Source organism: Aeromonas sp. R2-4, assembly GCF_040908365.1.
Lineage (GTDB): Bacteria > Pseudomonadota > Gammaproteobacteria > Enterobacterales > Aeromonadaceae > Aeromonas > Aeromonas veronii.
Map to the genome: position 1 here is coordinate 326,530 of NZ_JBFODO010000018.1, position 16,084 is coordinate 342,613.

10 protein-coding genes are annotated in these 16,084 nt (G+C 58.3%); 4 read left to right on the top strand and 6 right to left on the bottom strand.

Annotated elements, in window-relative coordinates; genetic code table 11:
* Window positions 1-96 precede the first annotated feature (96 nt).
* Window positions 97-4,131, bottom strand: a complete 4,035-nt coding sequence (locus tag AB5Z05_RS09950; protein ID WP_368151304.1) for an ATP-binding protein — start codon at window positions 4,129-4,131, stop codon at window positions 97-99.
* Window positions 4,128-4,304: a hypothetical protein gene (locus AB5Z05_RS09955; RefSeq protein WP_158113075.1), complete on the bottom strand. Its 177-nt coding sequence runs from the start codon at window positions 4,302-4,304 to the stop codon at window positions 4,128-4,130. Before AB5Z05_RS09955 ends, AB5Z05_RS09950 begins: the two co-directional genes overlap by 4 nt.
* 30 nt (window positions 4,305-4,334) lie before the next feature.
* Here AB5Z05_RS09955 and AB5Z05_RS09960 point away from each other — a divergent pair, with 30 nt between their 5' ends.
* The 4 genes from AB5Z05_RS09960 (at window position 4,335) to AB5Z05_RS09975 (ending at window position 10,780) form a co-directional block, all read left to right on the top strand.
* Complete coding sequence (locus AB5Z05_RS09960) at window positions 4,335-4,694, top strand: hypothetical protein (protein WP_236267559.1); 360 nt, start codon at window positions 4,335-4,337, stop codon at window positions 4,692-4,694.
* Window positions 4,678-6,294 (top strand): response regulator, encoded by a 1,617-nt coding sequence (locus tag AB5Z05_RS09965; RefSeq protein WP_236267561.1) that lies wholly within the window; start codon window positions 4,678-4,680, stop codon window positions 6,292-6,294. The genes AB5Z05_RS09960 and AB5Z05_RS09965 overlap by 17 nt, the downstream gene beginning before the upstream one ends.
* A gap of 239 nt (window positions 6,295-6,533) precedes the next feature.
* Window positions 6,534-9,446 carry an HD domain-containing phosphohydrolase gene (locus AB5Z05_RS09970; protein WP_368151307.1) on the top strand — a complete coding sequence of 971 codons (2,913 nt, stop codon included), beginning with the start codon at window positions 6,534-6,536 and terminating at the stop codon, window positions 9,444-9,446.
* A gap of 302 nt (window positions 9,447-9,748) precedes the next feature.
* Window positions 9,749-10,780, top strand: coding sequence for a diguanylate cyclase (locus tag AB5Z05_RS09975; RefSeq protein ID WP_368151309.1), 1,032 nt, complete (start codon window positions 9,749-9,751; stop codon window positions 10,778-10,780).
* A 59-nt stretch (window positions 10,781-10,839) separates the two neighbouring features.
* On the opposite strand, the gene AB5Z05_RS09980 is transcribed toward AB5Z05_RS09975, so the two are convergent.
* From AB5Z05_RS09980 to AB5Z05_RS09995, 4 genes are read right to left on the bottom strand one after another with little or no spacing between them, the layout of a single operon-like run.
* The gene (locus AB5Z05_RS09980; protein WP_368151311.1) at window positions 10,840-11,976 is read right to left on the bottom strand and encodes a glycosyltransferase family 4 protein; all 1,137 of its coding nucleotides are present in this window, start codon (window positions 11,974-11,976) and stop codon (window positions 10,840-10,842) included.
* Window positions 11,977-11,988: 12 nt separating this feature from the next.
* A complete protein-coding gene (locus AB5Z05_RS09985; protein WP_368151313.1) occupies window positions 11,989-13,260 on the bottom strand; it encodes a glycosyltransferase family 4 protein in 1,272 nt (423 codons plus the stop codon).
* On the bottom strand, window positions 13,257-14,663 hold the full coding sequence (locus AB5Z05_RS09990) for an O-antigen ligase family protein (RefSeq protein WP_368151315.1): 1,407 nt from the start codon (window positions 14,661-14,663) through the stop codon (window positions 13,257-13,259). Before AB5Z05_RS09990 ends, AB5Z05_RS09985 begins: the two co-directional genes overlap by 4 nt.
* Complete coding sequence (locus AB5Z05_RS09995; RefSeq protein ID WP_151286399.1) at window positions 14,651-15,970, bottom strand: oligosaccharide flippase family protein; 1,320 nt, start codon at window positions 15,968-15,970, stop codon at window positions 14,651-14,653. Before AB5Z05_RS09995 ends, AB5Z05_RS09990 begins: the two co-directional genes overlap by 13 nt.
* Between the last annotated feature and the right edge of the window lie 114 nt (window positions 15,971-16,084).

The following is a 16,084-nucleotide window of genomic DNA, read 5'->3' on the forward strand; positions in this document are numbered from 1 at the left end:
CCATCGATAAGGATGATAATTGTTCTTGTTCAATGGCAACCCCAAAAAATGAGTTGGGATGACGATAAACATGACAAGCGATAAGGGTGTTAACCATCACCCAAGCAGTGGTGCCAGCAACTGCAGCGCCTTATCGAACTCGAACTCGTTGACCGCCCGGCTCACCTCTTGAAATGCAGCACGCAGCGGCAATGCACTGCCAGCCAGATCAGCCTCAATCTGCTGACAAAGCGCCAACGCCTGGGCATCGCTCTGTGCCAGCAAGGCCCCCAACTGCTGGAGTTGCGCCGCCAGCATCCCGGCATCGATGCCTCGGGAAGCGCCCATCGTCACAGGGGACACTGCCAGCGCGGCTTCCAGCCCAGACAGCAGGGGCTTCAGCTCGGCCATCAGGGATGGCAAGCGGGTTGCGACCCCTGCATCATCCCCCTCTTCACAGGCTTGCTCGAGCAGCGCCGCCTGATCCGCCACACCGGTCGCCCCTATGGTGCTGGCACTGCCCTTGAGGGTGTGAGCCAGACGCCGGGCCGTGACTTTGTCATCCGATACCCACACCGAGTGGAAACTGGCTTCAAACCCCTGCTGCCCGTTACAGAAGCGCTGCAACATATTGTGGTAGAGCGCACTGTCGCCCCCCATCACGGCCATGCCCCGCGGCACGTCAAGGCCGGGCACTTCTTGCCAAGGGGCCACATCGTCAGTCACCTGCAACTTACTGGCGGCAGTCAGTGGTCTGGCAGGCTTGATCCAGTGCGAGAGGGTCGCCAGTAACAGCGGCATATTCAAGGGTTTGGCGATGTGGTCATTCATGCCTGCCGCCAGCGCCTTCTCTTTATCCCCGGCCATGGTGCTGGCGGTCATGGCGATAATGGGGATCCGGGCCAGCGCTGGATCGGCGCGGATCAACCGGGTCGCGGTGTACCCGTCCATCACCGGCATCTGGCAATCCATCAGGATGCCGTCAAACCCGAGATCTTGCGCCAACAGGGCGAGCGCCTGTGCCCCATCGCAAGCACAGACCAGGGAAATCTGCTCCTTGCCCAGCAGGGCCAGCGCCACCTCCCGGTTCATGTCGTTATCATCCACCAACAGCAGACGAGCCCCCGCCAACCCATGAGCGGGCAGCGCAACCTGATGATGGGGGCTTGCATCCGATAACGCCTCTCGTCCCACGGCATCGCCCCCCTGCGCCTTACACAATGCCTGACACAGTGCCTGCGGGGTAAACGGATGGGCCAGCACATCACACGGCGCCAACCCCAGCGCAGCAACATCGCTGGCAAGCGGTGCGGGATCGCCCGAGGTGATCAGCAAGATCGCGGGCGGCGCTGCCAGCGTGCCAACCTCCTGCAGCACCTCTGACAACCAGCTCTCCCCCTCCTGCAAGCCCAGCACAACTCGATCACAGGGTTTGCCCGCCGCGATGCCTTGATGCAGCAGTGCCAGCAGCGCGGCGGGCTCGTCCGCGCAGACAAGCTCAACAGGCAGCGCCGCCAGCTGGTGGAGAATGGCCGCTCGCGAAGCAGGACACGACTCCAGCAACAGCAGACGCTGCGGCGCCAGCGGCATGGCGACACGTTGCTCTTTCTCCTTACCCTGATCCGCCAGGGTGGCGAGACAGATACGGAAGTGGAACTCGCTGCCCTCCCCCGGGGCGCTCTCCACCCGGATCTCCCCGTCCATCAGTTGCACCAGATTGTGCGTGATGGCCAAACCAAGACCGGTGCCACCATATTTGCGGGTGGTCGAGCTGTCAGCCTGTTCAAAGGAGTGGAAGAGACGCTGGCACTGCTCGGCTGTCATGCCGATACCGCTATCCTGCACACTGCCCTGCAGCCAGATCTTGCCATCTCGCTCGTTACTGCGTGCCAGCCGGACAATCACCTCTCCCTGCTCGGTGAATTTGATGGCATTGCTGGTCAGGTTGAGCAGGATCTGGCCAAGTCGCAGGGGATCACCGCGTAAACGGTCAGGCAGATCACCGGCCAGATCGAACAGCAGCGCCAACCCCTTTTCCCGCGCCCGAAACGCCGTAAGATCCGCCAGCCACTCGAACACCTCGTTGAGCTGGAAATCCACCTTCTCCAGTTGCAGCTTGCCTGCCTCCATCTTGGAGAAGTCAAGGATGTCGTTGAGGATCCCAAGCAGGTTGTTCGCCGCTCTGTCTATCTTGCTCACATAGTTGTGCTGCTCGGGGGAGAGGTTGGTTTGCAGCACCAGATGGGCCATGCCGATGATGGCATTCATTGGCGTGCGGATCTCATGGCTCATGTTGGCCAAAAATTCGCTCTTGGTTCGGGTGGCATCTTCGGCGATCTGCCGGGCTTCGAGCATGGCGGCCTCCGCCTGCTTGCGGTCGCTGAAATCGAAGATGATCCCGTCCAGATAGATGGCCTTACCCTCGGCATCATAGGTGGCGAGTCCGATAGAGTAGACCCAGCGGAGCTGACCCCAGCGATCGAAGATGCGGTACTCGTTGATATATTGCCGATGTTCGGCAATAGCCTCGATGGTGTTGCGGTTGCTCAGTTCGAGGTCATCGGGATGGATCAAGTCACCAAAATCGCGGCTGTTGCCTACGCCGACAAAATCGCTGGCGGGATAGCCGGTCAATTTTTCCGCCTCGTCGCTGACGAACAACATGGTCCAGGGATGATGAGGCAAGCAGCGATAGACCATACCCGGTACGTTGCGCACCATGGACTGGATCCGCTGCTCGCTCTCGTGCAGCCGCTGGCGATCTGCCGCTATCCGGTCATGAGCCTCCCGCATGGCCTGCTCGGCGGCACGGATCGGGGTGATGTCGACCAGGCTGCCGACCGCACCGCTTCGCTCGCTCTCGGCAAGCTCGATCCCCGAGAGAAAATAGAGCATGTCCAGAGGACGGCCATCCGGCGAAAACAGGCGCACCTCATGCTGCGTTCTGGCCTGGCTGCCAGCCACCCTCAACAAGGTGTTGTCCTCATCCGCCGAGTCCAACCCGGCAAGTTGGGGCAACTCCGCCAACCGCTTGCCCTCGAGCGGGCGGGCACCACCAAATGAACTGGTAAAGGCGCGATTTACCCCCAGCAGGCGACCCTGATTATCGGTATAGAAGAGAGGATGTGGCAGGGTATCGATCAATGCCTGCTGGAAGGCAAACTGTTCGTTGCGCTCGCGGATACTGCGGCGACGCAACATTCGCCCCTGCCAGAGCAGGGCCGAGCTCAGACATATCAACAGGGCGGTGCCGAACAAGGCCACTCGCCGCCATCCTGACACGGCCTGTTCCACATTGCCCAACAGCAGCAGCGTCCACAGCCCTTTGGCATCGTGCCACTCGATAGGCATGCGGCTCACCAGATAGCTATCTTTCCCTATCCGAACTTCACTGCCATCGAGTGCAGGCAGGATCACTGGTTTGCGATCCGGGGCAAAGTAGTGTCCATATAGGCGAGAGGCAAAGATCTGCTGTTGCCTGACGGCAGAGTTCGGCCCCACCACCGCCATTTGCCAGTCGCTCTTGTTGCTAGCCATCACCACTCCATCTGGCGAGACCAGCAAACCGATGGTATCGCCCCACCCGGCCAGAAAGGTATCGAGCAGCGCCATCTCGTAACGCGCCACCACCACCCCAGTAATGTCGCTTCCTTGCGCCCGATCGTGAGAGACTGGCGCCGCCACATAGATCATCCGCTTGCCGGTATTGAGGCTAACCCCGGCATCTACCGTTTCCAGCCCTAGGATCCCTTGTCTGAAGTAAGAGCGAAACGACACATCCTGCCCGACGACATGGCGACCAAGCGCATCCCAATCACGGACAATCACCCCTGCTTTATTGGTAACAAAGGCATGATTGGCCTTCACCCCCTGAGCCAACACCTGCAGAGCTTCGCTCGGGCTCAGCTCCCCCCGTTCGAGCAGTGACGATTGCTGGATCTCGCGGTTGAGGCGGCCAGCCAGTTGCACCGCCCCCATCCCCTTGCTTGAGAGGGTCAGTTGCTGCAGATTGTCGCCCTCGCGCTGAATGCGGGTATCCAGCGACTGGCGATACTCCTGCCGCTCCAGCTCCAGATAGAAGGCATCGACCAGCGTGGCCAACATCAGGGAGAGCAACAGCACGGCAGCAATGTGCCAGAGACGCGATTTCATGGTTGACAGCATGCTCCATCGTTCTGCCTGGCCATCATCAGCACCGCCTCACAGGAGAAGACGTGCAATAAAAGGCACTCACCGAGCAGCGCATTCATCAACTTGTGGCAGCCACTCTTATCATCAACCAGCAGCACCATAGGATGAGCCGCGCTCGGGGCAAGATGTTCCATATCTAGTGATTCTCCCTGCCAAGATGGAGGATGGCGACCCCTGCCAACCTTTCTCACACCATAACGGATCCCCCGACAGGCAGCCATGACAACCCGGTTGAAATGTGCGCACAACCCGACAGGAGCCAGCAACTCACAAGGGATAAACCGGATACAAGAAAAAGTGGATATGGGGTAATGGCGGTTGTACACCATCAGAAGATGGGTCAGCACCAACGGTATGATGATATCGGATTGCTCTCTTTATCACGTTGGGTCATGAGCCAGCTTGCAGATTTATATTTCCAGCGCAAGGTAGCAGAGGTATCGGTTGACCAGGGTCATGCACCCTATATTATCATGCTCAAAATGAGCTGGCAGGATACAGCGAAAGATGGGCACATCAGATAGCCATATGGACATAGCAAAAATAATTTCCGGGCCCACGCTGGTACTGGAAAAAGATAATGTGCACAGCGATGCGCTATGCAATCAGTTACGAGCCATTGGCATAAGCCAGATTACGGTGGTGGAGAGTGTCGAGGCGCTGGAACGTTGCGTGGCTGATGGCCCTGCCGCCATGATCATCTGCAATATCGATCTCGATTCGGCAAACTTGCTCACGCTGCTGAAAAATATTCGCAGTAGGGCACCTCATCACACACTGCCATTTTTGACCCTGACCTCAGGGACAGATCGCCCATTGATCGAACAATTTGTCCAGGCGAAAGTCTCTGACATTATCTTGACCCCGCTCAAGCCCGATACCCTTAAAACCAGGATCACTCGGCTGCTGTTGGCAACCAGCCAGTCGCAGCCCCCACTTTCACAATTTGAATTCGGTCGTTTGCACCGTTTTTCCAACAGCGATCTGGTCGCCAGCAATCAGGATAGTCCAACCATTCTGGTGGTTGACGATGTTCCAGATAATTTGATGCTGATCACCTCGGTATTTCGCAAAGAGTTTCATCTCAAGTTGGTCAAGGATGGCGAAAAAGCGATCAGGATCTGCCAATCGGATAATCCACCCGATCTGGTGCTGCTCGATATCATGATGCCCAACCTGAACGGATTCGATGTCGCCAGAATTTTGCGTGAACATCCCAACTCAGAGCACATCCCCATCGTCTTTATGACGGCACTGGATGATATCTATTCCCGTAAACGGGCGATGAAACTGGGGGCCGTCGATTTTATCACCAAGCCGATCGACATCGAGATGCTGCGTTTTCGCATTGCCAATCTGATGCGGCTGGTGCATGCCAGAAGAGATCTGCAAAAAGAGTTCGATCAGATGCTTGAGCTCAATACGCTCAAAGAGAGCCTCGAGTTCAATATCCGCTATGAAATTCGGGAGCCCCTGCTCAACGCGCTACACCTGCTGGAAGAGCTGGCGGCCGACTCATCGCTCAACATGCTCCAAAAAACCCAGCTATCCATCACCAGAAAATCTGTAGGCGATGCACTGGCATTGACCCGGCTGGCCAGCGAGATTTACCAGATTGAAACCGGCACCTTTGTTTTGAAAGCGGGTAAAGTCCAGCTCTTTAATATTTTCAACCGGCTTTCGGTGCAATTCAAAAATCTCTATGCCGGGAAAAAGCTCGATATCAAGCTGACCAAACCCAAAAATTACCTCTATGACGAGCTATTCATCGCAGGTGACGAATTTCTCTGTTATTCCGCGTTTCAAATATTGACACGGCTCGCTTGTGAGCATGCGGAGCCCTCCTCCTGCGTGGAAATTGTCTGTCTGAAATACCCCGACAGCATTATTTTAAATATTGATAGCTCGACCTTGCTGGATATCAACAATGTCCTCTCTCTGTTCGACAGATTCCCATCCTCTAATAACAACAAAGAAGCACACAGTCACAATGGCTATCATGGCAAAATCATGCTGGAAGCCCATGGCGCCACCGTTACTGTGTCGCTGGATGAAGAAACCAGGCTGCTGAATATCTCGGCGCACTTCCCGCAAAAAGAGGGTTTCAATCCATATCCAGAGTGAAAAGAATCACGATCACAGAACTCTGCGGTAACATCGCCGTGGATCATTTTTGGCTACTGCGATGGGTGAATAAAAAAAAGGATTTATCACCCCTTTCCATTTATTGTCATCTGGTGGTTTACGCAACGGGGGCTCTTTAATGCAAGCAGCAAGGGCGAACACCATGAAGCTACCCATTATCCTGTTGGGTTATCTCATTTATACCCCACTCAACAAACCCATCCATTTAAGGAGATAACATGAGTCTCATTCGCCGCGTTATCCCCTTGTATGTTCATATTGCCCATCTGTTTCTGGGTTTATTGCTGGTGTTTGCCTTGATCACTCTTGGTCACCAATATCGGCAAACCAAAACCATGCTGATGAAAGAGGCAGAAGAGAGATTCAGCCTGATTGGCCAAATCACCACTCAGGCTTTAGAAGGACTGTTCAGCACCTCAGCTTTAAGCGTCAATCTGCTCGCCCAACAGCGCCTGACCGAAGCCAAGACCCTGTCAGAGCGAATGGCCAGCCTTCCCTACATGACAACCCTGCTCAAAGGACAACCTTCTGCCAACGCGGTGTATGCCGGTTACAACAACGGCGATCTATTCTGGCTCATGCGCTGGCCTGCCGACACCGAGGTACAACACCTAACGCCGCCCACCAATACCCGCTGGATCGTGAAGAGCATCCGGCATCAAGAGGCAACCACTCTTACGGAGACCTTCGCGCTGGCCGACAATCTCACCATCATTGAACGGCAAGAGGAATCAGGACAATTTTTTGATCCAATAGAGCATCCATGGTTTATTCAGGCCAAGCAGAGTGGACAGCTGGTGCAATCCCCTCTCTATATCTCGCACGATACTCAGGAGATGTACCTGAGTTTTGCCGAACCAATGCAAAATGGGGCTGGCGTCATAGGGATGAGCCTGAACCTCCGAGCTATCGAGCGCCTGCTCAAATCCGCCAAGATAACCCCCAATATGCGTCTAGCCATCGTCAATGAGCAGGGCGAGCTAATGACAAGTCATAAAGGTGGGATGCTGATTCATGAACATGGCGCTTATCGACTTGCAAGAGTGACCGAAGCCGACCTGCCTATGATCCAACACTTGATGAATGCCAGTCAGAATCAGAAGGCAGATAGTCTTTCCTTTAAGTCAGAGGGCAATGATTGGCAAGGAATGCGTATCACTTTACCGGAAGCCGATGGGTCAAAATTAACCCTCTGGATTGCAGCACCTGTCGATGAGTTGCTGGCCACCGCCTTCACCATTCGCAATCAGACCTTCCTTCTGTCGGGCATCTTCCTGATCTTTGCCCTGTTCGCGGCCATCAAGCTGGCCAGAACCGCCGCCAGGCCCCTTGATGACCTGACTCAAGAAGCAGGAAAAATCGCCCACTTCGACTTCAACGATCCGATCCGAGTCAACTCCTATATTGCTGAAATCATCGATCTCTCCCAGGCCATGGGCGACATGAAATCGACCATCCAGCGCTTTTTGCAGCTTTCCACCTCCCTCTCCAGCGAGACCAGTTTCCCCCGCTTGCTGGTGCGGCTGCTCACCGAAATGCAGCAACTGACCGGTGCAACAGGCTGCATGCTCTACCTCTCCGATAGCGGCAACAAGACACTGGATCTGGCAGGGTTGTGCTGGAATGGCGAGGTGCAGGAGCAAACGCCGATCCACAGTATCGGAACCCTCAATCAGCCAAAACATCCACTGTTCCAGAGCTTGCAAGGGGTAGAACTGGAACCCGTTGCATTGGTCACCAGCGAATTGCAGATCCTGTTTCCCTACATCGAGGAGAGCGACACACCACTGACCTTCTGGCCGATTGCCCTGAAAAACCGTGATGGCCAACTGCTCGGCACCCTGGTGTTTCTGATCGATGAACGGAAGAAGTCACTGACCCCGCAGCGGATGGCATTTGTCAACGCGCTCTCTTCCACCGCCGCTGTGGCACTCACCACCCAGCGACTGCTGGAGGAGCAGCGCAATCTGCTGGAAGCCTTTATCCAGCTCATCGCAGGGGCCATCGATGCCAAGAGCCCCTATACCGGTGGCCACTGTCAACGAGTCCCCGAACTGACCAAGATGCTGGCAGAAGCGGCATGTGAGGCCAAGGAGGGCCCCTTCCAACACTTCTCGCTCGATGAAAAACAGTGGGAAGCAATACATATCGCGGCCTGGCTGCACGACTGCGGCAAAGTCACCACTCCGGAGTTTGTGGTCGACAAGGCCACCAAGCTGGAAACCCTGTGCGATCGCATTCACGAGGTCAGGATGCGCTTTGAAGTGCTGAAACGGGATGCCGAGATTGCCTACTGGCAGGCACGTCTCCATGGGGGTGATGAGGCCACGTTACAGGCCACGCTGCAACAGCAGTGGCAACAGCTGGATGAGGAGTTTGCCTTTATCGCCCGTTGCAACGAAGGGGGCGAATTTATGGCCACAGAGGATATTGCAAGGCTGCAGCAGATCGCGGGCCGCACCTGGCAGCGCACGCTCTCCGATCGGATTGGGATCTCTCAGGATGAACTGGCGCGCAAACAGCGGGCCGCGGAGCCACCGCTGCCGGTCACCGAACCCTTGTTGGCCGATCGCCCGGATCACCTCTTCACCCGCAGCAACCGCGACCGCCTTGCCCCTGACAACCCTTGGGGATTTCAGGTCAACACCCCTGAATACCTCTATAACCGCGGCGAGCTCTACAACCTCGCCATCCGCCGGGGCACCCTCACAGATGAGGAGCGCTACAAGATCAACGAGCACATGATCCAGACCATCATCATGCTCGAAAAACTCCCCTTCCCCGCCAACCTGAAACAGGTGCCGGAAATCGCAGGGGGACACCATGAGAAGATGGATGGCACTGGTTATCCCAAGCGGCTGAAACGGGACGAGATGAGCATCCCTGCCCGGATGATGGCCATCGCCGATATCTTCGAGGCGCTGACCGCCGGCGATCGCCCCTACAAGAAAGCCAAATCTCTTTCGGAGGCCATCCGCATCATGGGATTCATGCAACAGGATCACCATATCGACCCCGAGCTGTTTGCGCTCTTTCTCCGCTCTGGCGTCTACCTGCGCTATGCCAAGCGTTACATGAGCCCGGAGCTCATTGACGAGGTGGATATCAGCCCCTATCTCGCCAGCCATTGATCGCCGCGAGGCACTCTGGGTTACCTGATGCCTGCAGTCTGGGGATCTGCATGCAGACCCGCCGTCTTGTCACCGGTGGTCACCCCGATGCGTAATAGAGATGGGGAGGATATGCACCGGACAGCCATGCTAATCCTCTCCATGGCACCTTGTTCTGACTGACCTTACGGACACTTGCCAATTACGGTAATCGAACAAAAAAACGAGAAAAATCAAGATAGATAGCCAATTAAAATGACATAATTGACTATAGTTCAATCGAACGTTTGAAAAACGTGACCACTTCACATGGGCCCAGCGCAATGACCACTGAACGGGAACAGTTGATCCGCTCACTGTTTGATGAGTACATCGAGCTGTATTCATCACGGGATGATCGGCTCACCACGCGGTTTAGCGACAATTTCAGCGGTTTTGCCGGCAGCAGTGATGTTCTGGTTACCGATAGGGATGAGTGGATCCGGATAACCCGCCGCGATTTTGCCCAGATCACGGACAGAATCCACCTGGAAATACTCGATGTGACCCTGCAAGATCTGGCCGCTGACGTGGTGGCGGTCACCGCCTTCTTTCATATCCATCTACCGAAATCAGAACCTATCCTTTCCCGCAGAACCGCCAGGTTGGTGCTGATTTTTCGACACGAAGCCATGGCGTGGAAAATTGCGCACAGCAGTATTTCCATCCCTTACGGGGTGGCTCGGGAAAGCGAAATTTACCCGATGACCAGTCTGGAGGAGCGCCAACATGAGCTGGAGCTCATTATCGAGCTCAGAACCAAGGAGCTGGCGGAAGCGAACCGGAAACTGGAAGCGCTCAGCAATACCGACGGGCTCACCAACATCGGCAACCGTCGTCTGTTCGACAACTCATTGAACCAGGCCTGGGAGCGCTGTATTCAGACAGAGATGCCGATTGCGCTCATCATGCTCGACATCGATCATTTCAAGCAGTTCAACGACCTCTATGGCCACGTTGCCGGTGACGAGTGCCTTCGATTGCTGGCCCATACCCTGGCGCAATCCGGGCGCCGCTCGGGGGAGTTGGTGGCCCGCTACGGCGGAGAGGAATTTGTCATCCTGTTGCCACATGTCGAGCGTCAATCCGCCTATGAAATTGCCCAACATATCCAGCGACTGATTTTTGCACTCGCGCAGCCACACGCACAAAATGCCACCGGTCTGGTGACCGTTAGCATGGGTGTTGCCTGCCTCAGACCATCGAGTCACTGGCAGCCATCTGAACTGGTCAAACTGGCTGATGCTGCGCTCTACACCGCCAAATCATCCGGCCGTAACTGCATCAGAGTGGCGGAGTCACCCAGCCTCCCGTAACCCCTCTGCCCATAAGTCCCTCATGCGTAACCATCCTCCCCACGGGCAACCACTGCGCGCTAACCATGCACGGCAAGGCTCAACGCATCCCATCGCAACATGCCTTCCCACTGATCCAGTGTGCTTTGGTAGGTATCCGCCGCGTTGTAATGGACCATGGCATGCAGGCGGGCATGATGGCCAAGTCGCTTGACCACGTCGGGCATGGTGTTGAGGCTGGCCAGCACCCGCGCCAGATCGCCGGGATCGTTTGGCTGATATTTACGACAATTCACGTCATCGGTGAGGTGTCGATCCCACCAGGCGCCATCGGCCGGGATCACTACGCATAATCCCGCCGCCATGGCCTCCAGAATGGAGAGACCAAAGGGTTCCTGATGACTGGTGGAGACAAAAATGCCGCATTGAGATCGGATCTCGTCAAGATTGGCGGGGTTGGCATACCAGTGCGTGTCTGGCAGCTGTGGCTGAGGCTGGCTGCAGGGCTGCAGCGTGCCCTTGGGCTGCAGATAGCACACCATCAGCTCGGGGCGAGCATCAGGGATCATCTGATGGGCGGCAAGCATCGTCTCCAGCCCTTTCCAGCGCAGCAACGAGGCCGCCCACAAAATGCGGTGCCCCCCCAGGGTCGCTTTGGGCCAATCAATCTCGCTCAAACCGTTGGTAAATGGCTGCCAGTGTGACGGGAACTCGGTCTCGCCAAGCCGGGCCAGCAACGCCGCCAGGGAGCTGCGAGTTGATTCGAGATAAAAGACAAAACTCGCCCGTTGCAAGGCTCTGGCTGAGAGGCCCGAGCACCCCACAGGGCCATGGATCAGCTGAACCACCCGGCACCGCAACCAACGGGCCGCCCAGTAACAGCAGAGATCCACCCCCGGCCCTGACGCCGCCACCAGGCACTTCACCTCCCCCAAACGCAACACCAGCCAGAGGATGAGCAGGGTCTGCCACCCCTGTTTGAGCAGATAACCGATGCCGGACTCCCGCCCCTTCAATATGTGGGGCAGCCAAAGAGGATGATGCTGGCAACGGGACCAGGAGTCGGGATCCTGGGTCAACACATGGCATGTGAGCCCGGGCATCCGTTTGGCCAACTCATCGAGCAGCACTTCGGTCGCAACCTTGGAGCCACCGCGAAACGGGATGGGATCCACGACGATGACCTTTCCGAACACCGGCTCAGTTTGCATGCTCATCTTGCTGCTCCCTTACTCTGGCACCTTGCGGCGGCCAAACCCCAGTTGCACTTTTTGCGCCACTTTTGCCATCCCACTCGCCAGCATATTGCGACCTCTGGCAAGGAGTCGTTGCCCCGCCCAGTGAATGAGTGGTCGGAAGGGTGTGGAGGCCGTGGCGTGCCAACGACCAGCCAGCGCGGCGTCCCACACCGCCGTGACCCCGTCGACATAGCGCGCCACCGTGAACAACTGTGCGGCACGCAACTGAGCGGCCCGCCCCATTTCACATCGGCGCTGCGGATTGCTCAATTGCCGCCAGTGATCAGCCATCTCGGCCCAATCCCCCGGGGTTGCCAGCAAACCGGTCACCCCCTCCTCCACCACTTCGGGGATGCCGCCCACCCGATAGGCACTGACCGGAAGCCCCAACATGCCCGCCTCCGCCAACGTCAGACCAAACACCTCCTCACGGGCTCCGGAGACCAGCAGATCCACCCCGCCCCGCAAGATAGCGGCACTGTCCGGCCGCTCGCCGAGAAAGTGGACCCGCTCGGCCACCCCGAGCTCGACAGCCAACGCCATCAATGCTTCCCGCTCCGGGCCGCTGCCAATGATCAGCAACTGAGCCTCCTCCCCCGATGCCATCAGGGCAGCCAGCGAGCGGATCAGCAGATCAATCCCCTTGCGTTTGATCAATGAGCCGACGGTGGCGATGATCATATCCCCCGGTGGCAAGCCCAGCATGCCGACGACCGGCCAGTGAGCACCGCCATTCAGGCGAGCGGCATCCACCCCGTTGGGTACCCGGATCAACCGCTCGGCCGCGTAGCCATCCTGGCGCCAACCGGTCAACACCGGTTCGCTCACCCCGATCAGCACGCTTGCCTGATGAACCCGCAGGCTGAATCTGTCTCTGGGCTGATAACGGGCATGGAGGTGGCACACCAACGGTACCTGCAACGCCCGACAGACCCCCGCCAGCCACTGACAAGGAGCCGCGCTGTTGGCGTGCACCAGCCCAATCTGCCGTTCGGTGATGAGCTCTCTGGCTCGCCGGGAGAGGCGCCGATGGGCCGCAAGATCAAAACGGGGCGCCTGCCATCCCAGCAGCAGGCTGAACGGCTCGACCATGGTTTCTACCCCGAGGGTGGCCACCTCTGCCGCCAGCGTCGGGCTATTGCACCAGAGCAACGGCGTAAAGCGGCTGCGATCGAGGTGGGCCAGCAGATCCAGCAGGCAGCGTTCGCTGCCGCGGATCCAGTCCTCTCCGTAGTGAACCAGCAAAACAGGGGTTGCGTTCATCCTCTTGCTCCCTTTGGTGGCACTGCCGGCAACCAGGTTGCCTCCTGATGATTCTCAGCAGTGGCCTTCGCCTCTGTGGCCGCCTGCTGCACGTACTTGATGGCGGCGACGGCCAGCGCCAACTCCAGATAGATGGGCCAGGTAAACCCCTGGGTCAGGAAGGATCCCGAAATCACAAACCCCACCATGCTGGCCATCACCCCCTGCATCGCCGTGATCACTGCAGGAGGCATGCCAGCGAGCTGGCAACGCCAGCAACTGCGCAGGGTCACCGTCACCATGCCGATAAACAGCGCCAACCCGACAAAGCCGGTTTCAGCCAGCACCCCGAACCAGGTGGAGTGCACCGCATGATTGAGCCCATCCCAATGGGGGCTGTAGAAGAAGTAGTTGTAATAGAAATTGGACAAGCCCACCCCCACCAGCGGATGGCCCAGCGCCATGCCCCAAGCCGCTTGCCAGGCGTAGATCCGCCCCATGGCCGAGGCATCGACCCCGCTCTCGGCGGCGCCGCCAGATGCCCGGTCGCTGATCCCAGCGGCGGCAAACAGCACCACCAGCGCGACCATCCCCATCGAGATCAACAGGGTTTTCGACTTCACCCGCTGCCAGGCAAACAGGCCACCAACGGCGCAGATACCCAGCAGACCCCCCCTGCTCTGGGTGGCGATAATGGCGGCCGCAGTCAGCGCAAAGCCAAACCCCCCCAACAAACGCCCCCCCACCCCATCGCCATGATTGAGCAGCAAGCTCAGCGAAAAACCGGCAGGAAAGAGCAGCACCAGCGCCAGATCGTTGGGATCCCCCAGCACAGAGCCCAGCTCGCGCCCTATGGTCACCCGGGTCCCCTCCACCAGCCCGATCCCGCTCGCCTTGTTGTAAAGGGCCACCATTGCCACCAGACAGCCCGCTACCACAAAGGTACGCACCGCCAGCGCAAAATCCCCCGGGGTGCGCACCAGCCAGGCGGTGGCCAGGGTCATCAGATAGATCTTGCTGTAGCTGCCGGTCCAGGTGGCGATCGCCTCACCCCGGTTGCTGGCAAACAGCACACCGATGGAGACCATCACAAAGAAGGCCGTCAGCCAGCTCAGCGCTGGGCTCCAGTAGGGCTTGATCCGGCCGGTCAGCAAAATGTGCCAGACCAGCGCGCCGATGGCGGCCAGCGAGAAGAGCAGCGGGATCTTGAGGGGATAGAGCTGGGGGAACACCTCATGCAGCCGAAAAAAGGAGAAAGTGACAAACCCCAGCACCATCAAGAAGGGCCAGCGCAGGGCAAACCAGATGGCGGGAATGGCAAGGCCGAGCACCGGCAACAGCAAGGGATGGGGAAGCCGCCACCAAAGCAGGGCCAGCACCAGACAAATGGCGCTTGCCCAGATGGCTGGCGTTAGACGAGCCATGATCCTGCCCACCATTGGCCGAGCCAGACCATCGCCAGTGCCCCGAGGGAACTGGCCCAGAGGGTCGAGAGGCGATACGGCAGCGGCAGCAACCGCTGGCTCACCAGATAAAAGGCCAGCGCCCGCACCAGATAGACCAGCAGCAGGGTCCAGATCACCCCGGCGACCCCGAAGGGGGGGATTGCGAGCAGAAAGCCTGCGATCCCAAGAGCGCTGCAGCCCAGATTGATCACCATCTGGGCATTGCTCTTCTCGCCGCTGAAGCAGCCGACATTGAGCAAGTCCGAAACATTGCGCACCGCCATGCCCAGCACCAGCAGCGGAATATAGGCGATCGCCCCGTGATAGCTCTCCGGGGTCAGCCAGCGAATAAGCAAGGGGGCGGTAAGCCCGACAATCCCCGCGGTGACAAACCCCAGCACCGACCCCATCACGCTGTAGTGGGCATTGAGTCGCAGTCCATCCGGCTCGCGCAGCAGCATGAAACGGCGGGGATACCACCAGAGGGCAAAGGGTTGCAGCAACAGCCCCACCGCCAGCGCCAGCTTGCCCGCCACCGCGTAGTAGGCGAGCAGCGCCTCCCCCACCACATCGGCCAGCAGCCAGCGGTCCAGTCCGCTCAGGGCAAAACCTGCCAGCCCGCTCACCACCAGGGGCAATCCATAGCGCAGCAGCGGCCGATAGTGCTCCCAGTCAAAGCGGATCCCGCTATCTCGCCACTGCCAGAGGCTCAGCAGCAGCGCCAGTGCAACGCAGGTCAGGGTGCCGGAGGCCAGCACCCCGCTCACGCCCCAGCCGAGCCAGAGCCACCAGCCGGTCAGCAGGGACTGGATCACCGCCTTGCCTGCGGTCGCCACGAAAAAGAGCCGGGCCTGATTGCGCATCCGCAGCCATGCCAGCGGCACGCCGATCACCCCTTCAAACGGCAGGGCACAGAGCACCCAGCGCACATCCGCAAGGCGGGTTTCCACCGGCAGCCAGGCTTGCACCACAGGTGCCAGCAGCCAGAGCAGCACCAGACTGGCCAGGGCGATCAACCAGACCAGACCAAACATGCGGGCCACCACCTGCTGGCGCTCCTGCTCATCTTTCGCCAATCCGGCAAAGCGGTAGAGGGCATCCACCAGCCCGAAGCCCAAAATAAGGGAACCCAGATTGATGAGGGTCAGCAGCACCTCCAGCTGGCCGTATTCACGAGGCAGCAGCTGATGGGTCAACACCGGCAGCATCAGCAGGGAGATCCCCTTCATCAGGAGCAAGCCGCCGGCGTAATAGAGCATGGCAATCTGGTTCACACCAAGTTTCATAGGGCCTCCCAGCCACCCGAAGCATCCTGCTCCGGGTCAGCTACCGCAAATGCAAAGCCCACGCCACTCACTCCCGCCCTGAAGCGATAGCTCCTCTGTGCGGCTTAACCGGCC

Coding starts and splice junctions, on each gene's coding strand:
- AB5Z05_RS09980 (WP_368151311.1), bottom strand. CDS start 11,976: ATGAGCATGCAAACTGAGCCGGTGTTCGGAAAGGTCATCGTCGTGGAT.
- AB5Z05_RS09975 (WP_368151309.1), top strand. CDS start 9,749: ATGACCACTGAACGGGAACAGTTGATCCGCTCACTGTTTGATGAGTAC.
- AB5Z05_RS09995 (WP_151286399.1), bottom strand. CDS start 15,970: ATGAAACTTGGTGTGAACCAGATTGCCATGCTCTATTACGCCGGCGGC.
- AB5Z05_RS09955 (WP_158113075.1), bottom strand. CDS start 4,304: ATGGAACATCTTGCCCCGAGCGCGGCTCATCCTATGGTGCTGCTGGTT.
- AB5Z05_RS09985 (WP_368151313.1), bottom strand. CDS start 13,260: ATGAACGCAACCCCTGTTTTGCTGGTTCACTACGGAGAGGACTGGATC.
- AB5Z05_RS09990 (WP_368151315.1), bottom strand. CDS start 14,663: ATGGCTCGTCTAACGCCAGCCATCTGGGCAAGCGCCATTTGTCTGGTG.
- AB5Z05_RS09970 (WP_368151307.1), top strand. CDS start 6,534: ATGAGTCTCATTCGCCGCGTTATCCCCTTGTATGTTCATATTGCCCAT.
- AB5Z05_RS09960 (WP_236267559.1), top strand. CDS start 4,335: ATGGCGACCCCTGCCAACCTTTCTCACACCATAACGGATCCCCCGACA.
- AB5Z05_RS09950 (WP_368151304.1), bottom strand. CDS start 4,131: ATGAAATCGCGTCTCTGGCACATTGCTGCCGTGCTGTTGCTCTCCCTG.
- AB5Z05_RS09965 (WP_236267561.1), top strand. CDS start 4,678: ATGGGCACATCAGATAGCCATATGGACATAGCAAAAATAATTTCCGGG.